This window comes from Pseudoalteromonas sp. TAP-3C (assembly GCF_059888565.1).
In genome coordinates this window covers 1,998,638-2,020,501 of the sequence record NZ_CM187618.1, presented here as the reverse complement: position 1 = coordinate 2,020,501, position 21,864 = coordinate 1,998,638, and the positions used below count along the sequence as shown (strand labels likewise).

General features: G+C 39.5%; 24 protein-coding genes and 8 tRNA genes. 25 read left to right on the top strand and 7 right to left on the bottom strand.

Translation table 11 applies throughout. The features are described from left to right. Positions 1-366 precede the first annotated feature (366 nt). The 3 genes from AC6H44_RS09490 to AC6H44_RS09480 form a co-directional block, all read right to left on the bottom strand. Positions 367-1,572 (bottom strand): IS4 family transposase, encoded by a 1,206-nt coding sequence (locus AC6H44_RS09490; protein ID WP_500735106.1) that lies wholly within the window; start codon positions 1,570-1,572, stop codon positions 367-369. A gap of 88 nt (positions 1,573-1,660) precedes the next feature. Then, positions 1,661-2,470, bottom strand: a complete 810-nt coding sequence (locus AC6H44_RS09485; RefSeq protein ID WP_500735220.1) for a site-specific integrase — start codon at positions 2,468-2,470, stop codon at positions 1,661-1,663. Continuing rightward, entirely contained in the window at positions 2,463-2,684 is a 222-nt protein-coding gene (locus tag AC6H44_RS09480) for a hypothetical protein (protein ID WP_500735219.1), read from the bottom strand. Before AC6H44_RS09480 ends, AC6H44_RS09485 begins: the two co-directional genes overlap by 8 nt. Positions 2,685-3,245: 561 nt before the next feature. Between AC6H44_RS09480 and AC6H44_RS09475 the strand changes: the two genes are divergently transcribed. Continuing rightward, positions 3,246-3,860, top strand: coding sequence for a Fic/DOC family protein (locus AC6H44_RS09475; protein ID WP_500735218.1), 615 nt, complete (start codon positions 3,246-3,248; stop codon positions 3,858-3,860). Here AC6H44_RS09475 and AC6H44_RS09470 read toward each other — a convergent pair. Together AC6H44_RS09470 and AC6H44_RS09465 are read right to left on the bottom strand one after the other, a co-directional pair. Next, positions 3,853-4,005 carry a hypothetical protein gene (locus tag AC6H44_RS09470; RefSeq protein WP_165722308.1) on the bottom strand — a complete coding sequence of 51 codons (153 nt, stop codon included), beginning with the start codon at positions 4,003-4,005 and terminating at the stop codon, positions 3,853-3,855. The genes AC6H44_RS09475 and AC6H44_RS09470 overlap by 8 nt on opposite strands. A gap of 57 nt (positions 4,006-4,062) precedes the next feature. Continuing rightward, positions 4,063-4,338, bottom strand: coding sequence for a helix-turn-helix domain-containing protein (locus AC6H44_RS09465; protein ID WP_165722306.1), 276 nt, complete (start codon positions 4,336-4,338; stop codon positions 4,063-4,065). 92 nt (positions 4,339-4,430) lie between these two features. Here AC6H44_RS09465 and AC6H44_RS09460 point away from each other — a divergent pair, with 92 nt between their 5' ends. From AC6H44_RS09460 to AC6H44_RS09440, 5 genes are all read left to right on the top strand, one after another. Next, complete coding sequence (locus AC6H44_RS09460) at positions 4,431-4,622, top strand: hypothetical protein (protein ID WP_058549637.1); 192 nt, start codon at positions 4,431-4,433, stop codon at positions 4,620-4,622. 144 nt (positions 4,623-4,766) lie between these two features. Beyond that, a complete protein-coding gene (locus AC6H44_RS09455; protein WP_500735217.1) occupies positions 4,767-5,618 on the top strand; it encodes a hypothetical protein in 852 nt (283 codons plus the stop codon). A 240-nt stretch (positions 5,619-5,858) separates the two neighbouring features. After that, positions 5,859-6,077 (top strand): helix-turn-helix domain-containing protein, encoded by a 219-nt coding sequence (locus AC6H44_RS09450; RefSeq protein ID WP_500735216.1) that lies wholly within the window; start codon positions 5,859-5,861, stop codon positions 6,075-6,077. 77 nt (positions 6,078-6,154) lie between these two features. Continuing rightward, positions 6,155-6,655, top strand: a complete 501-nt coding sequence (locus AC6H44_RS09445) for a replication initiation protein (RefSeq protein ID WP_500735215.1) — start codon at positions 6,155-6,157, stop codon at positions 6,653-6,655. A gap of 123 nt (positions 6,656-6,778) precedes the next feature. Then, on the top strand, positions 6,779-7,060 hold the full coding sequence (locus AC6H44_RS09440; RefSeq protein WP_500735214.1) for a hypothetical protein: 282 nt from the start codon (positions 6,779-6,781) through the stop codon (positions 7,058-7,060). A 206-nt stretch (positions 7,061-7,266) separates the two neighbouring features. Here AC6H44_RS09440 and AC6H44_RS09435 read toward each other — a convergent pair. Beyond that, positions 7,267-7,343: transfer RNA gene (locus AC6H44_RS09435), tRNA-Pro, on the bottom strand. A 116-nt stretch (positions 7,344-7,459) separates the two neighbouring features. After that, positions 7,460-8,083, bottom strand: a complete 624-nt coding sequence (locus tag AC6H44_RS09430) for an arylesterase (RefSeq protein ID WP_500735213.1) — start codon at positions 8,081-8,083, stop codon at positions 7,460-7,462. Between AC6H44_RS09430 and AC6H44_RS09425 the strand changes: the two genes are divergently transcribed. The 19 genes from AC6H44_RS09425 to AC6H44_RS09335 all read left to right on the top strand — a co-directional run bounded on the left by AC6H44_RS09425 (position 8,084) and on the right by AC6H44_RS09335 (position 21,452). Continuing rightward, positions 8,084-8,797, top strand: a complete 714-nt coding sequence (locus tag AC6H44_RS09425) for an ABC transporter ATP-binding protein (protein ID WP_500738417.1) — start codon at positions 8,084-8,086, stop codon at positions 8,795-8,797. Then, positions 8,787-11,288, top strand: coding sequence for an ABC transporter permease (locus AC6H44_RS09420; protein ID WP_500735212.1), 2,502 nt, complete (start codon positions 8,787-8,789; stop codon positions 11,286-11,288). Before AC6H44_RS09425 ends, AC6H44_RS09420 begins: the two co-directional genes overlap by 11 nt. A 130-nt stretch (positions 11,289-11,418) precedes the next feature. After that, a complete protein-coding gene (ruvC, locus tag AC6H44_RS09415; protein ID WP_500735211.1) occupies positions 11,419-11,943 on the top strand; it encodes a crossover junction endodeoxyribonuclease RuvC in 525 nt (174 codons plus the stop codon). A 2-nt stretch (positions 11,944-11,945) separates the two neighbouring features. Continuing rightward, complete coding sequence (ruvA, locus tag AC6H44_RS09410; protein ID WP_500735210.1) at positions 11,946-12,563, top strand: Holliday junction branch migration protein RuvA; 618 nt, start codon at positions 11,946-11,948, stop codon at positions 12,561-12,563. Between the two features lie 7 nt (positions 12,564-12,570). Next, on the top strand, positions 12,571-13,578 hold the full coding sequence (gene ruvB, locus AC6H44_RS09405) for a Holliday junction branch migration DNA helicase RuvB (RefSeq protein ID WP_500735209.1): 1,008 nt from the start codon (positions 12,571-12,573) through the stop codon (positions 13,576-13,578). Between the two features lie 752 nt (positions 13,579-14,330). Beyond that, on the top strand, positions 14,331-15,035 hold the full coding sequence (gene tolQ / locus AC6H44_RS09400) for a protein TolQ (protein ID WP_500735208.1): 705 nt from the start codon (positions 14,331-14,333) through the stop codon (positions 15,033-15,035). Then, entirely contained in the window at positions 15,022-15,453 is a 432-nt protein-coding gene (tolR, locus tag AC6H44_RS09395) for a protein TolR (protein ID WP_500735207.1), read from the top strand. Before tolQ ends, tolR begins: the two co-directional genes overlap by 14 nt. 4 nt (positions 15,454-15,457) lie before the next feature. Continuing rightward, complete coding sequence (gene tolA / locus AC6H44_RS09390) at positions 15,458-16,363, top strand: cell envelope integrity protein TolA (protein WP_500735206.1); 906 nt, start codon at positions 15,458-15,460, stop codon at positions 16,361-16,363. Between the two features lie 8 nt (positions 16,364-16,371). After that, on the top strand, positions 16,372-17,730 hold the full coding sequence (tolB, locus tag AC6H44_RS09385; RefSeq protein WP_500735205.1) for a Tol-Pal system beta propeller repeat protein TolB: 1,359 nt from the start codon (positions 16,372-16,374) through the stop codon (positions 17,728-17,730). A 35-nt stretch (positions 17,731-17,765) separates the two neighbouring features. After that, positions 17,766-18,302: a peptidoglycan-associated lipoprotein Pal gene (gene pal / locus AC6H44_RS09380; protein ID WP_500735204.1), complete on the top strand. Its 537-nt coding sequence runs from the start codon at positions 17,766-17,768 to the stop codon at positions 18,300-18,302. 12 nt (positions 18,303-18,314) lie between these two features. Beyond that, positions 18,315-19,055, top strand: a complete 741-nt coding sequence (gene ybgF / locus AC6H44_RS09375) for a tol-pal system protein YbgF (protein ID WP_500735203.1) — start codon at positions 18,315-18,317, stop codon at positions 19,053-19,055. 171 nt (positions 19,056-19,226) lie between these two features. Continuing rightward, positions 19,227-19,302 (top strand) — tRNA-Lys (locus tag AC6H44_RS09370). Positions 19,303-19,369: 67 nt separating this feature from the next. Then, positions 19,370-19,445 (top strand) — tRNA-Lys (locus AC6H44_RS09365). Positions 19,446-19,505: 60 nt separating this feature from the next. Further along, positions 19,506-19,581 (top strand) — tRNA-Lys (locus AC6H44_RS09360). A gap of 64 nt (positions 19,582-19,645) precedes the next feature. Further along, a tRNA-Lys gene (locus tag AC6H44_RS09355) sits at positions 19,646-19,721 on the top strand. A 60-nt stretch (positions 19,722-19,781) separates the two neighbouring features. After that, positions 19,782-19,857 (top strand) — tRNA-Lys (locus AC6H44_RS09350). Between the two features lie 63 nt (positions 19,858-19,920). After that, positions 19,921-19,996, top strand: a tRNA-Lys gene (locus AC6H44_RS09345). 149 nt (positions 19,997-20,145) lie between these two features. Then, the gene (gene nadA / locus AC6H44_RS09340) at positions 20,146-21,186 is read left to right on the top strand and encodes a quinolinate synthase NadA (RefSeq protein ID WP_500735202.1); all 1,041 of its coding nucleotides are present in this window, start codon (positions 20,146-20,148) and stop codon (positions 21,184-21,186) included. A gap of 176 nt (positions 21,187-21,362) precedes the next feature. Beyond that, positions 21,363-21,452, top strand: a tRNA-Ser gene (locus AC6H44_RS09335). Positions 21,453-21,864 lie beyond the last annotated feature (412 nt).

Below are 21,864 nucleotides of genomic sequence, written 5' to 3'. Positions count from 1 at the left end.
GTGCAAATATTTATCAATAATGCCTTCCAAAATATTTGTTTAAGCTACACTCATAAGTGAGGGACTTCCTCTTAATTGAAAGGATAACGATTATGGCTCTTAAACCTGGACCGAAACCAATTGCTGATTCAACTGGCAAACCTGATAAACGTAGACGTGATAATAAAAATACTCCAGGGAACACCCCTGGATTAAAACCTAGTAAATCATCAAAGAAATAGATAAGACTTGAAATTAAAGCTATCTTCACGGTAGCTTTAATTTAACGTAAATACACCTCAGTGATTTCAGGTCTAAAATGCCCCATCTCCTGTGACACGGTCCCTAAGGCCGTTTTATATTTAAAACTGAGAGATCCCCACGAATTTAGCCTAAATTATCAATTTGTATAGTCAGAAGTGACAACTGGCTATACACATAAATAATGAACTGCCCATCAGGCTCATACCTAGGATCATCAACCACTTCTTTGCCAAGATAAATATAGGACAATACTCGTCGTTTTTTCTCTGTATTCGCTTGTAATGCCGCATCCCCTTGTTGTGCCGACACGGTGTACCCTATGCACCATAAGACAAACAACATTAACGCCGCTATGAGCAATAAATTATCAAACCTTTCTGCGCTTCTTGAATTTGCAAAGGCTAAACTAATGCCAAGTTTTGCATTCTTAGTGTCTCTGAAACTTTCTTCTATTTGCATACGTTGTTTATATAAAGTCACAATCCGTTGAGGCTTATCTGTAAATTGTGTAGGTAAATTAAACACAAGTAGCCAAGGCTCTTTGGCCTTTTGTTGTTGGTATTTAACCGTTGTACATTGAGATTGCCCACCCCGTTTTTTGATTTTTTTACGTCCCTTGTTTTTCCCTCTAAACAAAACACCTTGGCACGCGAAACGAACTGTTTTTCCGTAGTAAATCTGTGTCAGAAGGTGTGGTTTATCTGTTGCTTGCTCAAACCATGATTTACAATTTCGCCATGTCTCAAGGTCGCTAGATAAGGTCACATTGCCTCTGACGCGCCCAAGCCAATACCAGCCTTTATCTTCTATGGCTTTAAACCATGGCGTTCTAAAAATAGCATCAGATAAAATAATAGGCTGACAATCTGCAGGTAAACACTGTGCCAAGCTATCGAGTAAGTGTTGATGAGCCGCTTCGGTATTTAATTCGCTTTCAGGATACACTTTTTCATAGAGCGTTAACGCTCTTCCCCCCATTGGTATGCTTGCCCTGAGCACTTGAAATATTTCGCCGCCATTAATAGGTGACCAGTCAACGATAATAAGTGGGTGTTGTTGCTGGCCTACTAAGCATTCGGTCATATGTTCATAGAAACAAAGACGTTCTTGATGCAGGTTAGCATTACCAATCAAACGGTCTGCGCGTTTAATATCATGTTTTTTATCGGTATTAGAAAATGATTTTAATCCGCGGCCTAGGTAAGTGACAGTAACGCGCTGGTCACGCAAGCCTGAGTTAACAAACGTAAAGACTGTATTTAAACGTGTTTTATGAATTTCAGGGTAGGCAATGGCAATATCTTTGTGTAATATTTCGGTGGCTTTCATGATTATGAGTGAGTTTTTTTATAGTGAAAAAATTTGATCACAAATAATCATGAGAGTCTACCATTAATTTTTATTTTGTGGGGATTCGTCAGTATTTAAAACCTAACGCATTAAGCTCAACCATTCTTTCTTGAGCGTAGCTATGCCTGAGGCCGTGTGCGCCAGTTGAAAAGAGTAAGGTGCGGTTAGAGGCCTTAGAAAAAGAATCAGACCATTTTTTTCCACCACCAATATCATAATGCTGCAAATAGTTAATTTCTCTATCGGTGACTGTGATAGGTTGCTTGAGCTTTTTAGCTTCTAATTGAACAACAAGGTGGTTTGGTATTAATATATGGCGTATCAAGCCGCCTTTACCTGCTACAGTGTATAACTCACCACTTCGGCCCTGCCATTTCGAATCTAGGGCTGGGCGGTTATTTGGCGGTCTTTCACTTGCTTTAGAGAGTGTTAATAGTTCATGGGCTCTCAAGCCTGCGGCGTAAGCAAGTTGTGTTGCTAGTTCGTGTTTAACAGTTTGTCGTTGAGAGATGGCGTTAGCTTGTTCAGGTGTGTATGCACGCGAACGTTTTATTTCTTCTAATAACGACTTTACTCTGTAAAGAGTCTGTTTTGGTTGTAATTTGCCATTGAAGTGCATCATAGCTTGTATTGCTTGGCGTTCCATATCCAGTGATTTTTGACCCACTATTTCTTTTCGGTAATCTAAATAATTGAGAGCTTGCTCGATGGTCATTGCCTGAATACCGTTTATGCCAATATCTTTAGCCCAAGAGGCAACGGTGTTAAGTGATTGCTCGTAGTTTCTGGCAGTTCCAAGAGACTTTATAAGCTTACTTTTTGTAAGCCCTTTTATGACATTGTGTGCTTGAGTTTTAGGTTTCGCAAATTTAGCCATGTTTTTTAATCCATCTTTGAATTGTTGACCAATGAGCATTGATACCTTTGCGCTTTAGCCAGCGCTGAAGCTCGACAATGTTAGAACCTTGTTTGTATATTTCTATTAGCTCGAATTTATGTTTATCAAGCTTAGATGCTTTTTTGCGGTTTCCAGCGATTAGCTTGCTTTCAAATTTAAGTTTTTGGACTTCGGCTTGTGCATCGAATTTCATGGTATGACTCCAGTCGTATTAAGGTTGTAAGATTGACTGGCAATAAAGCTCAGCGGCACTTAAGCCTATTCGCCCCTGTTTTTCGCACATGCGAAAGGCTCGGACTGATCTCGCCTGATTATTAACCTCATTTCTACGTGTTGTCAGCAGCTGGAGTGCGCCGTTTTTGATTGGTTACTACCTTTAGAAAGATAGTATTTACTTCGTTACTACGTGTTGAAGGCAGCAGAATAGCGCCTGTTTTTTTCTAGCTCGTTAGAGCTTTAGTAACAATAAGATTACCACTTTAGAAATATTTTTCAATCTGCAAATAAAACCTGCGTATAAGAGTATGAATGTTTTGTCCCCCGCTATGTGTAAGCCGATTTTCGGCTTCGACATAGCGGGGGATAGGGGCGAAGCCCCAATGTTTAAAGAGAGGCTATTGCTCATGATGCCTCTATTAAAATTGGTTTTAAATTAATTACTAAACAACAGCATAAATTGAAAGTTTATTACACCAAGGTTACTTGCATTGGTTGTTAAGCACTTTTACACTAATCATTTTACTGGCGTAATTAAATGACTAAATACGAGACTGATTCTATTGAAGCACAATATCAGCTAGGGTCTAAAAAACTAGTTTTAGCGAACAAGTTAGCGATTGTTGATGCAGCAGAGATGGATGATGTTGAGGCTATCCTTTTAGTTAAACTATATGAAAAAATATTTACAACGCCAGATTCAGAAGATGACGTTTTTTCTTTTCAAAATGTTGCTAATTGGCACAGGCAACGGCTAGGTAATGTATATGAGTGGGCAGGTAAAATAAGAAGCGTTGATATGGGCAAAGGTGGATTTCAGTTTATGTCGCCTCTGCAAATTGAAAGGCATATTAGCGTATTTGAAGATGAGTATTTATCTCGATTTAATAACTTACCAGAAATGACCGATGAAGAGCTTGTGTCATTTTTAGCTCAGAGCCATGTTGAGTTTATTCTAATTCACCCATTTCGTGAGGGAAACGGCAGGATAAGCCGTCTGTTAATGGACTTTTTGTGTAGCAAAGCTGGCAAAGGAACGCTTGATTATAGCTTGTGGGATGAGCATAAAGACTTTTACATTAAGTCAATTCAAGCGGGTGTAAACAGAGATTACCAACACATTGAAAGGCTTGTGAGAGATATAATTAAATAGCGAGTGAAAGAGACTCATATTTAAGTTTATTTGCTTTTAACCTCTTCTCGATTGTTTTAACTGTTGCGCCAGTTTCAATAGCAGTTGAACTAGCAACAGATCTCAAAATCATACTTTTCGTGATTTTTTTCTTATCTTTACTCATTATTACCACCTCGAATAAATCGCCTACATTTAATTCTACACCTAGAGCCTTATGTTATCAATTAACGTTATAAGTTTTATGATTAAGAATTATAGCGGCTAAATTATCCTCTTCGCAGTAAAAAAAAGCTGTTGGTACTTCTAAGACTTTAGCTAGTGCCCGCACTGTTTGAAAGTCGGGTGAGTGTACGCCTTTTTCGTATTGATTCATTCTAGGCGACGCCGCGAACTGATCCATGCCTGCCAGTATTCCTAGTTTTTTTTGCGAAAGTCCTTTTGCTAGTCTTGCCTCTTTTAGCCGTTTTGGAAACGGTGAACCATCATTCGTTTTCATTATATTTAATTCTTAACTTGAAAACTAAGAGTTTCTTAGCTTTAATGCAAGTACGATACTAAGGAATACTTAGATAGAAACGGGTGAAACAAATGTTGTGGAAAGCAGTTAAGTTTATAGGAGCCGTTACGGTTGATATTTTGCTGGATGTTGATGATAAGTCTGAGCAAGATAAGTTCATTGATGAATACAATGATGGAACTGGAAATGTAGATCATTGTGGTGATAGTTACACAGAGCAAGAAGCGCGTGACGTTCATAGCCGTGGTGAATTCTACAAATAGTTTTGACAGTTGCTTTTTTAAGTGCAATTGTTAGATGGGTTTTTACAAAAAATACAGGCTACGCAGTTGAAAAGCTGCGTAGTTTTTTTATGATTAATTTTACCAGTATTAATTGATAATAATTAGATCGAAATAAGGGGATATATGTTTACTGGGAAGTATGAGAATACGATTAATTCAATCAGCCAAGTTATCAAATTTTGCTTTCAATTATGTATCTTTTTTGGAGCAGTAATTACTATATTCTATTGTGGTTACATTGATTATTATCCAACAGGTCTAACTCTAGGTGATACTCTCTTTTTTATCGTTGCTTCACTAGCATTTGCGTTTGTTTACACATTGATATTTTTAGTTCTTTTATCTACGGGGATAACTATTTCACCATTCTTAAGGTGGGTTCAGCCGTTAATTATATGGATGATAACTATCGTTTTTAAGCTTAAAAAGAGAAATGTAATTATAAAAAAAATAGATTTTCCTTTAGTAAGTGGAAGTTACTCGATTTTTGCTTTAATTGGGGTGATTTTCCTCCTTCTAATAAGCTCTATGATAGCTAAAGATCCGTACAAGGCTTTCACTATGTTTTTTTCTAGCTTAGGAATGGGGATGTTTTTTGGAATGCTACATACAAAGCCAAGATTAAAGGTTTATAAAGAAGGTTGGGCTAAAAAAGTAAAAGTCGGCATATTTTTATTAGCTTATTTAGTTCCCTTACTTATGATTGAAGCTAGAGATAGCTTTTTAAATCAGTCAATGCAATTGATTGGAGTTAGATCAGAGCAGAATGTAATTCAGTTAACTAAACGGCATACCAATTTTTTGTCATCCAATGGGGTGAAATATTTGAGCAAGACAAATAGTGGAGAAGGTTTGTACGATAATGTAACTATTTTATTTCGAGGTATAGGTGCTAATACGGTCATTAAACTACAAGGCTTTACTACCATAGTTCCTTCGAAAGATATTATTATCGGAAAAGCGAAAGAAGCTTGATTTCAAACTCTAAGTAATTTAAATTTATAAATAAGCATATGTTATATGCTTATTTATAACGCGAAGAAATTTCCCTATTTAATTAAGTTCAGAACATTCTACTTCTCACTTTCACAGTGAAAAAACAGGCGCTTACGGGCTGCCTTCAATACGTAACGAGGTACATACACGTTTGTGTATGTAATTAAGCCATATCTATGTGGCGCATTTCTTCGCTTCTTTAACGTATTGGAGATTGTTATGCCTGGATATATTACCGCTCAACAAGCAGCTGCTTATTTAAGCTGTTCTACTCAACATATTTATAATATTCGTAATAAAAGTAAAGCCGCTTTAAAAGCGGGGGATCACCAGTTAGCTAAAAAACTTTCGCCTGAAAGTATTAAGTTAGGTAACAAATTACTATTTGAAAAGTCGACTTTAGATGCTTGGCTTCGCAAATATGGTGACCGCACATAGCTTACTAATATTGCAGGCATAGCAAATTAAACTTCTTGCCTGCCATGTTGATTACTTTTGACATAGGTATTTTTATTATGAATTCAGCATTACAGCCATTAGTGGTTGAGAATAAGTGTGCTCAGTTGCTTTTAACACAAAGATTATTTCAAACCACATCACCTAGAACACTTAGTGCAGATATAAAACATGAAGCACGTTATCGGTATGGTGATTTAGCGTTAAAAACTCATAAATATATTCAAATAAACCCTAAAAACATCGTGTTTTGGTTGGTTTTTGACATTGATGATGAAAACACTTTTAGCTGGGAAGATAAGTTATTACCGCCACCGAATATAATTGTAAGTGGCTTAGACCGAGCTGATAGCTCTAAAGTAGTTGGTGGCGCGCATCTATTTTATGCAGTTCAATTTGTACCTTCATCAAATGCATCGCGTGAAAAACCAGTCAGGTTTTTAGATGATGTAAAAAAGGGGATGACATTACAATTAGGCGCTGAGTCGCGAAACTGTATGGTATTTCATGAGCTTAGATTCATAGCATACGAACGTATTAATTATGCGAAAGAGAATTAGACATATGAACAATGGGAAAGTCATTTATTTAATATTGCTCAGTCTTGTAATGAGTTCAGTTCGTCAGATCTTCCTAAAACCCACTCATTAGATCTCTCAGAATTGAAAGGGATTGTTAAGAGTGTGGCTAATTTCACTTGGTTTAAATATAGCTCGTCAAATAACCGTGGGAGAGCTGGACTATTTTTACTGCAAATTAAAATCTTAACTAAAAAACTTGCTCAACATCAGGGGGCTAAGTTTACACACAAAGCACGTAGAACAAACACAGAGGAAAAAATTACTAGAGCAATAACGAAGATACAAAGTGAAGGGAAAAAGCCTTCACAGGTACTTATAGCCAACGAAATAGGAATGACTCGACAAGCTGTTGCTAAATATAAACATCTACTAGAAATATGTTAATTATGCTGCACGTCAGGGTATTAGGAAATAAGATAGGGCATGATGTTACATATTAAAGTTATTTATCTAATAACTACTTATGAACGAGCTGAATTAGCTGTAAGTAGTGAAGCTACATATATGCTACATGTATTAATAATATTTAGTGTGTGTAGCAATATGTATTTTATTTAAATTGTAAGTACTTAATATTTAAATAAATTAATTGGTCGGTATGGAGAGATTCGAACTCTCGACCCCTGCCACCCCATGACAGTGCGCTACCAAGCTGCGCCACATACCGACTTCGAACATAATAGTACGTGTATTTTAAAAAAAATCAATAAGCATTTGTTTGTTTGGATGTTTATTGCACAAGCTTATAAAATAAAGCGCCCATATAGAGTATTTTGCACCAATTTATTGTTTATTTAACCACTGTTTGATCGTGTCATACATTTCATCTCGTAGTATTGGTTGCGCAGTTTTGTTAGGGTGTAAGTTATCGTTTTGCATCAATTCGCTTTTGCCGGCTACTTTAAGCACAAAAAATGGCATTAAATACGAGTTTGTGGCTTGGCTCACGCTTGCAAAACTATCGGTAAACATTTTACTGTAGCGAGGGCCATAGTTAGGTGGAATATATATTTCCATAAGCGCTGTTTTTGCACTGGCGGCTTGGCTTTTTTCAATTAAAGCGGTTAAGTTTTCTTGCATTTTAGTAACAGGAAAACCGCGTAAACCGTCATTGGCGCCAAGCTCTATGAGTACATGAGTTGGTTGATATTGCTTAAGTAATGCGTCTAATCTGCGCAGGGCACCACCGGTGGTTTCGCCACTAATACTGGCATTAACAAGGTTGATATTGCGTTGCTCGTCATCGTACTTGTTTTGCAACAACTGCACCCAGCCTTGTTCTTGTTTAAGTCCGTAGGCTGCGCTTAAACTGTCACCAAGTATTAAAATCGTGTTGTTAGCTGCCGCGTGTAGTGGGTTAATAACTAAAAATAAAATGAATACACAACGTAGGATTGAATGAGTCATATGTCAGCGCTTTCTCAGTTAAATATAATTCAGGTAAATGGTTTGTCTAAAGTGGTGTCCACCTTTGAAGGTGAGTTGCCCATCCTCAGCGACATTAGCTTTAATGTCAAGCATGGTGAGTCTGTGGCTGTTGTTGGTACTTCGGGTTCCGGTAAATCCACGTTGTTGAGTTTATTGGCAGGGCTTGATACCGCCAGTAGTGGGGAAGTGATGCTAGATGGCGAGCCTCTGCATAAATTAGATGAAGAGGCGCGCGCAGTACTTAGAGCCGCTAAAGTGGGGTTTGTGTTTCAGTCATTTATGCTAGTACAAAGCTTAACTGCACTTGAAAACGTGATGTTGCCCGCTGAGCTTGCAGGTAAAAATGACGCGAAAGAGCAAGCACTTGCGTTACTTGAAAAAGTAGGATTAAGCCACCGTATAGGGCATTACCCGTCTCAGTTATCAGGTGGTGAGCAACAGCGTGTTGCTATTGCCCGTGCGTTTGTAGGTTCACCTAAAATATTATTTGCCGATGAACCATCAGCTAACCTCGATAGTAAAAACGGCCACATGATTGAGTCGTTACTATTTGATTTAAATAAACAAAATGGAACTACGCTTATTTTAGTCACCCACGATGAAGCTTTAGCGCAAAAATGTGAGCGCATCATTCAAATAGAGGCGGGGGAGCTGGTACATAACTCAACTGAGGATATGGCAAATGTGGGCTAAATTAGCGCTTAAATTATTTTTTCGTGAGTTTCGCCGTGGTGAACTAACGGTAATAAGTGCAGCCATTGCCTTGGCGGTGTTAACGGTTTTAACTCTATCTATGGTGACTGAGCGAATCGGTGAGAGCATTGCTCAAAAAAGCAGTGCGTTTATTGCCGCCGACAGAGTATTAGCCAGTAATCATGCCATTGATACCGCTTACATTACTCAGGCAGAGCAACAAAATCTTAAAACGGCACAAATGCTTTACTTCGATACTATGCTGTTTGCTAATGACAAAATGCAATTTAGCTCGGTAAAAGCGGCTTCAAATGGGTATCCGCTTAAAGGAGAGTTAAAAGTTAAATCAAGCTTAAATGCCCAAACAGAGGTTGCTCCTAGCGGGCCAGCGCCCGGGAATGTGTGGTTAAGTGAATCCGTTTTTTACAGCTTAAATATAAATGTGGGGGATCAAGTAGAGCTTGGCGCGGCGTTATTTAATGTTGAAAAAGTGATTGTAGAAGAGCCCGATGCACCGTTCAACGTGTTCTCCAGTAGCCGCAGGGTACTCATAAACATTGACGATGTGGCAAAAACCGAAGTTATCCAGCCAGGCAGTCGGGTGTTTTATCGCCAGTTGTACGCAGGTGACGAAAGCGATATAAACAGCTTTTACGAATGGCTTAAACCACAGCTCAAAGAAAACCAAAATTGGTATGGGGTTAAAGACCGTCAATCACCTATTTCAAATAGTTTAAACAGAGCCGAAAGCTTTTTATTACTAGCCGGTTTGCTGGGGATTATTTTAGCAGCGGTAGCCATTGCAGTGTCGGCTAAACGTTACTGCGAGCGCCAATACGACCCAGTCGCGATGATGAAAACCTTAGGTGGCAGTCGTGATATGATCCGCAAAATTTACCTTATGCACTTATTAATGGTGTGCACTATGGCGGTTATTGTTGGTCTTGCTGTCGGCTATGGCTTGCAAGAAATTGCGACCAGTTATTTGGCAAAAAGTATGGGAGCTGAATTGCCCATGGCCGGTTTTAAACCTTGGCTGGTTGCTATTAGCACAGGGGTTATTTGTGCGGTGATGTTTTCTATTAAGCCTTTGTTAGATTTATTTGATATTCCGCCACTGAGAGTATTACGACGCAATTTGGGCGATCGCCTTGCGGTAAGTAAAATTCATTTAGGACTTAGTGCGTTCACAGTATTTTTATTAATGTGGCTATTTAGCAATAATATAAAAATTACGCTTATTTTATTTGTATCTACACTGGCCTTGATTGCTGTACTGTTTTTAATTTCCAAACTTATTTTTGGTGGTGGCCGAAAACTAGGTTTAAAGCCCGGTAACAGTTGGTCGTTGGCTATTGCGTCTATTCAAAAGCGTGCTAACGTTAATGCGGTGCAGTTAATTAGTTTCTCGTTAGCGATTAAATTACTGTTGTTTTTAATTGTGCTTAAAAACGACATTATTTCAGATTGGCAGTCACAACTCCCCAGCGATGCACCTAATGCATTTTTGGTCAACATTACGCAAAACGAGCTTGAGCCAGTAAACGAGTACTTAGCACAAAAAGGTATTCAGGTGTCTGAGTTTTACCCGACTATTCGTGGGCGAGTAAACGCGGTTAATGGTGAAGCCGTTGCGCGGGAAGTATCGCTACAAGACAACGAGAAAAAAGACGAAGAAGCCCGCTCAGGCATTGGTCGTGAGCTTAATTTAACCTGGCTTGAAGATGTACCCGCTCAAAATGACATAATTGATGGTAAATGGTTTGGTAACGGGGCTGTTGCAGAAGCATCACTAGAAGAGTCTATGCTAGAACGTCTTGACGTTAAACTGGGCGATACCCTGACGTTTTTAATTGGTGCACAATCATTCGACGCTAAAATAACCAGTGTGCGTAAAGTAAATTGGGCCACGCTTAAACCCAATTTTTTTATAATTTTAAGTCCCGATGTACTCAGTGACTTTCCAGCAACGTATATTTCATCGGTACGCATTGAGCCAGAGCAAAAACGTGATTTTAGCCAGTTATTACGTACTTACCCAACCATTACAGCGATTGATGTAGATAACTTTGTTAAGCAAATTCAATCAACCATTGAACAGGTATCGTTAGCAATAGGTTTTGTATTGGCGATTGTGGTGTTGTGTGGTGCACTCGTATTAATATCGCAGGTACAAGCAAGCTTAGGTGAGCGTATGCAAGAAATTGTGATACTGCGTACTTTAGGCGCTAAAAGCCGGTTAATAAAAAATGCTACTTTATATGAGTTTTTATTACTCGGTGGTTTGGCCGGCCTAGTGGCTGCATTTTTTAGTGACCTTGCACTGTTAATTGTACAGCAACAAATGTTTGATTTAGCCGGTAAGCTGCATCCTAATATTTGGATTATAGGCCCTGTTGCGGGTGGCGTATTTGTAGCAGGCTTGGGCTATTTTATGATTGCCCGAACGCTTAAACAAAATACTCAGGGGTTAGTGCGTGCTTTAGGTTAAATTTAAAATAATAGACTGCTAAATGCCTGCTTTTTAAGTGGGCATTTTTGTTTTTGCTTTGTACTGGTAATTTATACAGTGCTCTGGCATTATTAGCATTATTAATAAATAACCATTATGAGAGTACTGTTTGGCGATAATTTTAGGGATCGATCCTGGCTCGCGTTTAACCGGTTATGGTGTGGTTGCGCATCAAGGTGCTAAGTTTACCTACTTGGGCAGTGGCTGCATTAAATTAGCCGATCACGATTTTCCTATTCGGCTTAAACTGATTTACCAAGGTATTACGCAGTTAATAGAACAGTTTTCGCCTGAAACCTTTGCCATAGAAAAAGTATTTATGGCGCACAACCCCGACTCTGCATTAAAGCTTGGTCAAGCCCGTGGTGCTGCTATTGTTGGCGCATCTATGGCCGACTTACCCGTATTTGAATACTCAGCACGGCAAATAAAGCAAGCCGTTGTGGGCAACGGCGCTGCAGATAAATCGCAAGTGCAGCATATGGTTAAAAACATACTAAAATTGCCGCTTACGCCGCAAGCAGATGCGGCTGATGCGCTCGCGATTGCCATTTGCCATGCCCACTCTGAACAAAACTTAATAAAACTAGCGGGTAGTGCAAGTAAAACCGTTAGAGGACGTCTAAGGAAATAACAATGATAGGTCGCTTAAATGGCGTGTTAGTTGAAAAGCAGCCCCCAGAAATATTATTAGAAGTGAGTGGCGTTGGCTACGAAGTACAAATGCCAATGACCTGTTTTTATGATTTGCCTAAAGTGGGTGACAACGTCATTGTGTATACCCATTTTGTAGTGCGCGAAGACGCGCAGTTACTCTTTGGTTTTAACAACAAAACAGAGCGTGCCTTATTTAGAGAGCTGTTAAAAGCCAATGGAGTTGGCCCTAAATTAGGCCTCGCTATTTTGTCGGGCATGTCGGCGCAGCAGTTTGTAAGTTGTGTGAATAATGAAGATGCCACCGCCTTGGTTAAATTACCTGGAGTGGGTAAAAAAACGGCAGAGCGCTTAGTGCTCGAAATGAAAGACCGATTAAAAAATTGGGATAATGACTTATTTACCCCCTATAGTGACAGTGCTGTTATACAGCCTGCTTACGATGCAACCATAGCTAATAATGCCACCGATGATGCGGTTTCAGCGTTAATGGCGCTCGGTTATAAATTGCCACAAGCGCAAAAAGCAGTAAAATCAGTAAGTAAACCCGATATGTCGACCGAGGTTCTAATTAAAGAATCTTTAAAATCAATGCTGTGAGTAAATTATGATCGAAGCTGATCGCTTAATAGATGCTGCTGAAAAAACCAACGAAGACACTATAGATCGTGCTATCAGGCCAAAATTATTGGCTGATTACCGTGGCCAGCCGCATGTTAAGCAACAAATGGAAATATTTATTGAAGCCGCGCGCAGTCGCAGCGAGGCATTGGATCATTTATTAATATTTGGCCCGCCGGGCTTAGGTAAAACGACACTTGCCAATATTGTGGCTAATGAATTAAATGTAAATATTAAAACCACCTCAGGCCCTGTACTTGAAAAAGCGGGAGATTTAGCTGCACTGCTTACTAACCTTGAAGAAGGCGATGTGCTTTTTATTGATGAAATACACCGCTTAAGCCCGCAAGTAGAAGAAATACTTTACCCAGCAATGGAAGATTATCAGCTTGATATTATGATAGGAGAAGGCCCTGCAGCACGCTCTATCAAGCTTGATTTACCCGCGTTTACTTTAATTGGTGCAACTACACGTGCGGGATCGTTAACGTCACCACTGCGCGATCGCTTTGGCATAGTGCAGCGTTTAGAGTTTTATTCAGTCGAAGACTTAGCCTTTATTGTGGCCCGTTCTGCACATTACCTTAATTTACAAATTTGCAGTGATGGCGCGGTTGAAATTGCCAAGCGTTCGCGTGGTACACCGCGTATAGCCAACAGATTATTGCGCCGTGTGCGCGATTACACCCAAGTTAAATCCGATGGTACGGTCAATGCCCAAGTTGCTCAACAAGCACTTGAAATGATAGATGTAGATAAAAGCGGCTTTGATTATATGGACAGAAAATATTTACTGGCCATTATTGAAAAGTTTATGGGCGGGCCCGTTGGCCTTGATAATATTGCAGCAGCAATAGGCGAGGAAAAAGAAACCATAGAAGATGTTATAGAACCGTTTTTAATTCAACAAGGGTTTATTCAACGTACGCCACGCGGTCGCATTGTTTCTGATAACGCCTACCATCACTTTGGCTTGCTACCCAAGCAAGACTAATTAGAAAGCTTCTTAAATACTAAAGCCACGGTCCTTTTAATGACAGTGGCTTTTTACTTTGCCCATAATTCACCAAGCGTTAAGACATACCAGGCTATTGTGCGCCGACTAAGTTAAAGGCATTTAATAAATTGCAGGCAAAAAAAACCCGCAAAAAATGCGGGCAAACAACAAGTTTAAGGAAGTAATCTAGGGAACTACGTTTTACTTGTTGAGGTCATAACCTCAGAAGTAAAAAAATAATACGAAGTAAATCATATTACAAAGAACTGGACTTAATGAAATAGCTTTCATTTAATGCTCAAGCTCGGTATGGCAAAATAATACCGAAATGAGGTAGTTTGTTCAAACTAGAAAATTTATATTTTCAGATTAAAAAAACTAATGGCGGGGCTTTACTGTCTTTACTTAATGTTGCATGTTAATTAATCATTAATTCCATAAGTTAATGAAATGCTTTGTTTATGTATATTAACTTATTAACGCTCGGTATTAGTTTTACTATTACGTCAACGTAAGTATATGTGATTATGAGTGCCTATGCATTATTTTTGAATAAACAGTAGTTAAGTAATAAATTTTGAGGAAAGTTGTCTTTTTAACGTTTTTTGTTGTCTATTCACAGTAATATCGTTGTCAGCAAGAAATACACTCGATACACTAGCCGAACTTTAATGGTAGCTAATGTGTTACGAAGTTACCTTGCTCAAATAAATCAATTTGATGTTTTTTAATTATTTTAGGAGTTTAACGTGGGATCAGGGCTTAATTTTTTAGATCTAATTCTAGAAGCCAGTTTGCTTGTGCAATTAGTAATGCTAGCGTTGGTTGCTATGTCGGTTATGTCATGGGCTATTATTTTTCAGCGTAAAAAAGCCATTTCTGATGCTTTAGCGAATGCCAAAAAATTTGAGCAACGTTTTTGGTCTGGCGTTGACCTAAGTAAATTGTATAACGAAATTTCATCTCGCAGTGGTCAATCATCTGGAATTGAAGCGCTATTTACCTCAGGATTTAAAGAGTTTGCACGCCATAAAAAAAATACCTTTCAAAGTGCAGGTATTGTTATGGAAGGTACACATCGCTCAATGCGAGTCGCGCTTTCTCGTGAAATAGAAAAATTAGAATCTAGCCTGTCGTTTTTAGCAACCGTCGGCTCAATTAGTCCGTATATCGGTTTATTTGGTACTGTATGGGGTATTATGAATGCCTTCATCGCGTTAGGTGAGGTAAAGCAAGCCACCTTGCAAATGGTAGCACCCGGTATAGCAGAAGCACTAATTGCGACTGCAATGGGTTTATTTGCAGCTATTCCCGCTGTTATTGCCTATAACCGATTTGCAAACAGTGTTGAAAAAATAGAAACTCATTATATTAACTTTACGGAAGAATTTGCTAATATATTACACCGTCAAGCAGCTACCCAAATAGAGGCTCAAGCGAATGTACCAGCGTAAAAAGCGTCGCCCAGTCGCAGAAATTAATGTAGTACCCTACATTGATGTTATGTTGGTGTTGCTTATTATATTTATGGCTACTGCACCGTTAATCACTCATGGTGTAAAAGTAGACCTACCAAAAATGCAAGAGTCAGACTTAGTTGATACCAAAGATACACCGCCGATTATTGCCTCTATAGATGCCGATGGTAAATATTATGTGAGCATAGGCACCGATCCTGAAGAGCCAATGGAAGCACTTGATGTAGCAGCCGTGATCAAACTTCAATTAATGAAAAATCCTGATGTGCCGGTAATGATAAAAGGCTCAGGGAAAGTGTCGTATCAAGAAGTGTTGCTGTTGATGGACTTTTTAAAAAGCGCAGGCGTACCGTCGGTAGGACTAATGACCGAATCCTTTGAGGGGACTAAGTAGTCATATGAACACGTCGTTAATCAAATCAATATTACTGCATTTAGTGTTAGGGGGCTTATTGTATGCATCCGCAAACATTCATCCATCTAAACCTAAAGTAATGGAAGTGACGCTTAATGCAGCCATTCCTGAGCCAGAAAATGCCGTGTCTGCAGTTACTGTTGATCAAAAGCAGGTTGAGCAAAAAATTGCTGAATTGCGAAAAAAAGAAGACGATAGAAAGCGCGCTGAAGACAAACGCATTCGTGATTTAGAACGCCGTGCAGCAGAAGCTCGTAAGCAAAGCGAATCAGAAGCAAGACGCATTAAAAAGCTTGAGCAGCAGCGCAAAGCTAAAGAAAAAGAAACTGCCGAAGCACAAGTCCAAGCTAAAAAAGCCCGCGAAATAGCACAACGCGAGCGAGCAAAAGCCAAGCAAGCAGAAAAACAAAAGCAAGAATCTGAAAATGCAGCTAAAGCGGCGGCCGATAAACGCAAAGCAGAAGAAGCCGCACTGAAAAAAGCAGAAGAAGCGCGTAAAAAACGTGCTGAAGAGGCAGAGCGCCGGCGCCAGCAAGCATTACAAGAGCAAATATTGCAAGAGCAACTTGCTAAAGAGCAGGCAGCACGTAATAAAATACGTCAACAACAAGTAGTGAGTGAGGTTGATAAATACCGTGCATTAATTATGGCGCGTATTCAACAAAACTTACTAATAGATGAGAAAATGAAAAACCAGCAATGCCGCATTAATCTGCGTCTTGGGTTTAATGGCTTAGTAACACAAGTTAAATCGTTAGGCGGTGATAAGTTAGTGTGTGAGGCTGCATTAAGAGCAGTTCGCATGGCCGACACATTACCGGTATCTAAAGATAAAGACGTATTCGAGCAACTAAAGAATATTAATATAACCATCGCGCCAGAGTTTTAAGGGATGACATGTTTAACAAAATTAAAATAGCCTGTTTAGTGTTAATATTAGGATTTCAGGGCGTTGCACATGCAGCGCTTGAAATAGTTATTACTGAAGGTATAGACGGCGCAAGACCGATTGCAATTGTGCCATTTAAATACCAAGGTATTGGCCCTATTCCACAGCAACTAAGTAATGTAATTGCTGCCGATTTAATGCGCAGTGGTAAGTTTAAGCCTGTTAGTGTATCGCAAATGCCACAGCAGCCACACAAAGACGGCGATATTGATTATGGCGCTTGGGTTAACCAAGGTGTAGAAGCGGTGTTAGTCGGTGAGGTAGAGCAGCAAACTAACGGGCGTTATTTAGTACGTTATGAGTTAGTTGATGTTATTCGCGGCCAAATTACCGGTGGTGAAACACAAATGATGAGTAACGGTAAACTGATTCAAAACCAAGATCACATTTTAGAGGCGCGCCAAAGTGTTATTAGCGAAACTGGCTTTCGTCGATACTCACACCGCATCAGTGATGTTATTTATGAAAAATTAACGGGTGAAAAAGGCGCATTTTTAACAAAAATAGCCTATGTTATTGTACGTGACACCGATGAAAAGCCTTATCAGTTAGTGGTTGCTGACTACGATGGCTTTAACGAGCAAGTATTATTGCGCTCAAAAGAGCCATTAATGTCGCCTAACTGGTCACCTGATGGCACTAAATTAGCTTATGTAACGTTTGAAAATCGCCAAAGCCAAATTTACATTCAAGACATTTATACTGGTAAACGTGAACTCATCACAAGTTACAAAGGCATCAATGGTGCGCCGCAGTTCTCGCCAGATGGTAAAAAGTTACTGTTGGTGCTTTCTAAAGATAAAACAGGTGCAACCGAGGTTTACCTACTAGATTTACTAACACGTAAAGAGACGCGGTTAACACGCCATCGCAGTATTGATACCGAACCTTCGTGGTACCCAAATGGTGAAGATATAGTATTTACCTCTGAAAGGGGTGGTAATGCTCAGATTTATAAGTTAAATTTAAAAACTGGCAGATCTCAAAGATTAACCTTTGACGGTGACATGAACCTTGCGGGCTCTATTTCGCCAGATGGAAAAGAATTAGTGATGGTAAACCGTACTAACGGACAGTATCATCTTGCTAAGAGAGAGTTGGCTACAGGTGCGTTTCAAGTTTTAACTCGAACTCGCCTTGACGAATCACCGAGCATAGCGCCAAATGGCTCGATGATTATATACAGCACACTCCATAATAATAAACAGGTACTTGCGCTAGTATCGATGGACGGCCGTTTTAAAGCACGTTTACCTGTGCTTGATGGACAAGTAAAGGCACCGGCTTGGTCGCCATATTTACAGTAATAATTGCTGGTTTACTCAAAATAGGAATCTACTCAATGCAACTTAACAAAATACTTAAAGGCCTGCTAATTGCTGTGCCAGTAATGACACTAGCAGCGTGTAGCTCATCTTCAGATATCGACGAAAATGCAGCTAACCAGTCTAACCAAACAACTGTTGGTCAAACAACTGATACAGTTGAAGTAGCAACAATGACGCCAGAGCAACAAGCAGAAGAGCAACTTCGTCAAAAATACGAAGCACTTCGTCAAGAGCAAATCATCTACTTTGATTTCGATAAGGCGACGGTTGAAAGTAAATATACAGATCTTCTTCGTGCACATGCCGAGTTTTTAGTTAAAAATCCTTCAGTTAAAGTGTTAATTGAAGGCCACGCAGATGAGCGCGGTACGCCAGAGTATAATATTGCCCTTGGTGAACACCGTGGACAAGCCGTTGAAAAATATCTACAAAGCTTAGGTGTTTCTCAAAGCCAAATGTCAGTAGTTAGCTACGGTGAAGAAAAACCGATGGTTAAGACTCGCAATGAAGAAGCTTTCGCAAAAAACCGCCGTGCGGTACTCGTTTACTAATTAAGAGATATTATGAAGCCGAAAATTATTTTGGCAGCCATGATATTGAGCGGGAGCACCCAAATTTTGGCTGCTCCCGCTCCTGTTTCAGAAGCTGCAAATTCACAGTCGAGTATTGAAAAGCGTTTAGCAACGCTTGAAAATATAATGCAACAACGTAACTTTTTACAAGTAGAGTTACAGCAACAGCTTAACTTATTACAAGATGAAGTGAGCCAAATTCGAGGTGTAACTGAAGAGCAAAGTTATAAACTTGAAAAAGTACTACAGCGCCAACGCGAGCTTTATCAAGAAATAGAAAACCGTGTTAGTCAAGCGTATGCTAAGCCGTCTACAACAGATTACACGCAGCCAAGTAGCGAACAGAGCTTTAGTAGTGACTTATCTGAAAACGAAGCATACGAACGTGCTGTTGCGCTTATAATGAAAGATAAACGCTATGATCAAGCTATTCCAGAATTTCAAGCGTTCTTAACAACGTATCCAAATTCTGTGTATACCTCAAATGCCCATTATTGGCTGGGGCAACTATTAACGATTAAGAATGACGGCGTAAAAGCGGCTGAGCATTTTAAAATAGTTGTTAACGAATTTCCTAATTCAAATAAACGCCCTGATGCGATGTTAAAACTTGGCACACTTTTACAAGATCAAGGTTTAAAGGCTGATGCACAAAAAACGCTCAATGAGCTAATCAATCAGTACCCAAGTACAACAGCTGCTAAATTAGCCACAGAGCGCCTATCAAAATAAAAGTTGATGCTTGATTAGACTGCTTTTTGTCATAAGCGGTCTAAATTTGCTCAACTAAACATAAAAACTAAAAAAAAGAGACAATTTCGGTTGCACTCATTTTATAAATAAGTATTATAAGCGCCCGCAGCAAACGAATGGTATCCCCACTCAAAATGCGACAAAAAGAGCGGGTCATTAGCTCAGTTGGTAGAGCAGTTGACTTTTAATCAATTGGTCGATGGTTCAAATCCATCATGACCCACCATTTTATTGTTAATATAATATGGTCTTTAATCGGCGGATTTACGTAGAGTTTTGATAAAACATAGAGCGGGTCATTAGCTCAGTTGGTAGAGCAGTTGACTTTTAATCAATTGGTCGATGGTTCAAATCCATCATGACCCACCATTGTTAGTCAGAATGGTTTCAATCGGCGGATTTACGTAAAGTACTAATAAAAAATAAAGCGGGTCATTAGCTCAGTTGGTAGAGCAGTTGACTTTTAATCAATTGGTCGATGGTTCAAATCCATCATGACCCACCATTTTTTATTAAATTAGTTATAATCGGCGGATTTACGCAGCCTTACTTTTTAAGTAAACCAGAGCGGGTCATTAGCTCAGTTGGTAGAGCAGTTGACTTTTAATCAATTGGTCGATGGTTCAAATCCATCATGACCCACCACTTTTTATTAAAGTGGTTATGATCGGCGGATTTACGCAAAGTATTAATAAATTATAGAGTGGGTCATTAGCTCAGTTGGTAGAGCAGTTGACTTTTAATCAATTGGTCGATGGTTCAAATCCATCATGACCCACCATCTTTTATTACATTAGTTATAATCGGCGGATTTACGCAGCCTTACTTTTAAGTAAACCAGAGCGGGTCATTAGCTCAGTTGGTAGAGCAGTTGACTTTTAATCAATTGGTCGATGGTTCAAATCCATCATGACCCACCACTTCTGGTACAGCTTTCCTCAAATAAAATATTTCTTAGCATATCCTCTATTTTTATTTATAAACCGACTTATTACACCGCTATTATTTAGTGTTGGTTTCTCGTATAATTTGCGCCACTAATTGCACTGTAAATAAAGTGGTCGAGAACATGAGTTTAGCTCAAACTATTATGCCTGAAGGTTATATTTTTCCTCCTAAGCCGGCACCGTTAACACAAGACGAAAAAGGCGAATATAAAGCGCGTATAAAACAATTACTGCAACAGAAAAATGCAGTCCTTGTTGCTCATTACTACACTGATCCTGAAATTCAAGCCCTTGCTGAAGAAACCGGCGGCTGTGTAGCCGACTCACTGGAAATGGCCCGCTTTGGCGCTAGGCATCAAGCCGATATAATTATCGTCGCGGGTGTACGTTTTATGGGGGAAACCGCTAAAATTTTAACGCCTAACAAAACCGTAGTTATGCCAACCCTTGAAGCAACCTGCTCGCTAGACATTGGCTGCCCAGTGGATGAGTTTTCAGCGTTTTGCGACCAACACCCAGATCGAAAAGTGGTGGTATATGCCAACACCTCTACAGCCGTAAAAGCGCGCGCTGATTGGATTGTAACTTCATCGTGTGCACTTGAAATAGTTGAGCACTTAGATGAGCAAGGTGAAAAAATTATTTGGGGCCCTGATAAACACTTAGGTGCGTATATCCAAAAAAATACCGGTGCCGACATGATCATGTGGAACGGCGCATGTATCGTGCATGATGAATTTAAAACCAAAGCTCTAAAAGACTTTAAAGTACTGCATCCCGATGCGGGCGTATTGGTACACCCAGAATCACCGGCTGAAATTGTTGAGCTTGCCGATGCCGTTGGCTCTACTAGCCAGCTAATTAAAGCGGCGCAAACAATGAGCAACAAAAAGTTTATTGTCGCTACCGATCGCGGTATTTTTTATAAAATGCAGCAACTATGCCCTGAAAAGGAGTTTTTTGAAGCGCCAACGGCCGGAGAAGGTGCTACCTGTAAAACTTGCGCTCACTGCCCATGGATGGCAATGAACGGCTTACAAGCAATCGAGGAAGCCTTAATTGATGCCAGCGGCAAAGAAGTATTTGTCGATATGGACTTACGCGAAGGCGCACTTAAATCATTAAACCGCATGCTTGACTTTACAGCCAACATGGCAAAATAATAAAACGACTAACATGTTATTATTAATAAAAAGGTTACTGAGGCTCAGTAACCTTTTTTGTGCTTAAAATAGTTATAATGTTTGATTAGTGAGCAGTTAAAAGCCAGATATTAAAAAGGCCTTGCACCAAGCAAGTGTATTTCATACTATAGCGCGCTGTTGCAGTGCAACATTGTGGAGAGGTGGCTGAGTGGCTGAAGGCGCACGCCTGGAAAGTGTGTTTAGGTTAATCCCTAACGAGGGTTCGAATCCCTCTCTCTCCACCATTATTCTATATCAGGACGTCTCAAGGCGTCTTTTTTGTGCCTGTAATAAATTAAAATCAATGAGTTGGCTATTTTTGACAAGTGACGTGATTTTGTTATTTTTGTTGGGTGGCGTAGCTTCGCCATTTAACCAACCTACACCCATATTATAAACGTAGGTTGGATAAGCCGAAGGCGTCATCCGACGATGTTGGATAAGGTAAAGGCGTCATCCGACGATGTTGGATAAGCCAAAGGTGTTGAATAAGCTTAAGATGAAACACTTTAAGGTTTATAATAGCTAATTCATAGGGTTAAAACACGTTATACACCTGCGTAATAAAAGCATAACGCCGCCAACAAGTGATTTTGTACTTGATATAAAAGAAGACGAAAATCAAATTAAAGAAACCGACAGGCTGACAAAAATAGT

Bases quoted from the DNA above. Each gene is read 5' to 3' on its own strand.
- ybgF (WP_500735203.1), top strand. From the start codon at position 18,315: ATGAAGCCGAAAATTATTTTGGCAGCCATGATATTGAGCGGGAGCACC.
- ruvB (WP_500735209.1), top strand. From the start codon at position 12,571: ATGATCGAAGCTGATCGCTTAATAGATGCTGCTGAAAAAACCAACGAA.
- AC6H44_RS09465 (WP_165722306.1), bottom strand. From the start codon at position 4,338: ATGAAAACGAATGATGGTTCACCGTTTCCAAAACGGCTAAAAGAGGCA.
- tolA (WP_500735206.1), top strand. From the start codon at position 15,458: ATGAACACGTCGTTAATCAAATCAATATTACTGCATTTAGTGTTAGGG.
- tolB (WP_500735205.1), top strand. From the start codon at position 16,372: ATGTTTAACAAAATTAAAATAGCCTGTTTAGTGTTAATATTAGGATTT.
- ruvA (WP_500735210.1), top strand. From the start codon at position 11,946: ATGATAGGTCGCTTAAATGGCGTGTTAGTTGAAAAGCAGCCCCCAGAA.
- AC6H44_RS09460 (WP_058549637.1), top strand. From the start codon at position 4,431: ATGTTGTGGAAAGCAGTTAAGTTTATAGGAGCCGTTACGGTTGATATT.
- AC6H44_RS09475 (WP_500735218.1), top strand. From the start codon at position 3,246: ATGACTAAATACGAGACTGATTCTATTGAAGCACAATATCAGCTAGGG.
- AC6H44_RS09455 (WP_500735217.1), top strand. From the start codon at position 4,767: ATGTTTACTGGGAAGTATGAGAATACGATTAATTCAATCAGCCAAGTT.
- AC6H44_RS09425 (WP_500738417.1), top strand. From the start codon at position 8,084: ATGTCAGCGCTTTCTCAGTTAAATATAATTCAGGTAAATGGTTTGTCT.
- AC6H44_RS09480 (WP_500735219.1), bottom strand. From the start codon at position 2,684: ATGAAATTCGATGCACAAGCCGAAGTCCAAAAACTTAAATTTGAAAGC.
- AC6H44_RS09470 (WP_165722308.1), bottom strand. From the start codon at position 4,005: ATGAGTAAAGATAAGAAAAAAATCACGAAAAGTATGATTTTGAGATCT.
- AC6H44_RS09430 (WP_500735213.1), bottom strand. From the start codon at position 8,083: ATGACTCATTCAATCCTACGTTGTGTATTCATTTTATTTTTAGTTATT.
- AC6H44_RS09450 (WP_500735216.1), top strand. From the start codon at position 5,859: ATGCCTGGATATATTACCGCTCAACAAGCAGCTGCTTATTTAAGCTGT.
- AC6H44_RS09485 (WP_500735220.1), bottom strand. From the start codon at position 2,470: ATGGCTAAATTTGCGAAACCTAAAACTCAAGCACACAATGTCATAAAA.
- tolR (WP_500735207.1), top strand. From the start codon at position 15,022: ATGTACCAGCGTAAAAAGCGTCGCCCAGTCGCAGAAATTAATGTAGTA.
- AC6H44_RS09445 (WP_500735215.1), top strand. From the start codon at position 6,155: ATGAATTCAGCATTACAGCCATTAGTGGTTGAGAATAAGTGTGCTCAG.
- nadA (WP_500735202.1), top strand. From the start codon at position 20,146: ATGAGTTTAGCTCAAACTATTATGCCTGAAGGTTATATTTTTCCTCCT.
- AC6H44_RS09490 (WP_500735106.1), bottom strand. From the start codon at position 1,572: ATGAAAGCCACCGAAATATTACACAAAGATATTGCCATTGCCTACCCT.
- pal (WP_500735204.1), top strand. From the start codon at position 17,766: ATGCAACTTAACAAAATACTTAAAGGCCTGCTAATTGCTGTGCCAGTA.
- AC6H44_RS09420 (WP_500735212.1), top strand. From the start codon at position 8,787: ATGTGGGCTAAATTAGCGCTTAAATTATTTTTTCGTGAGTTTCGCCGT.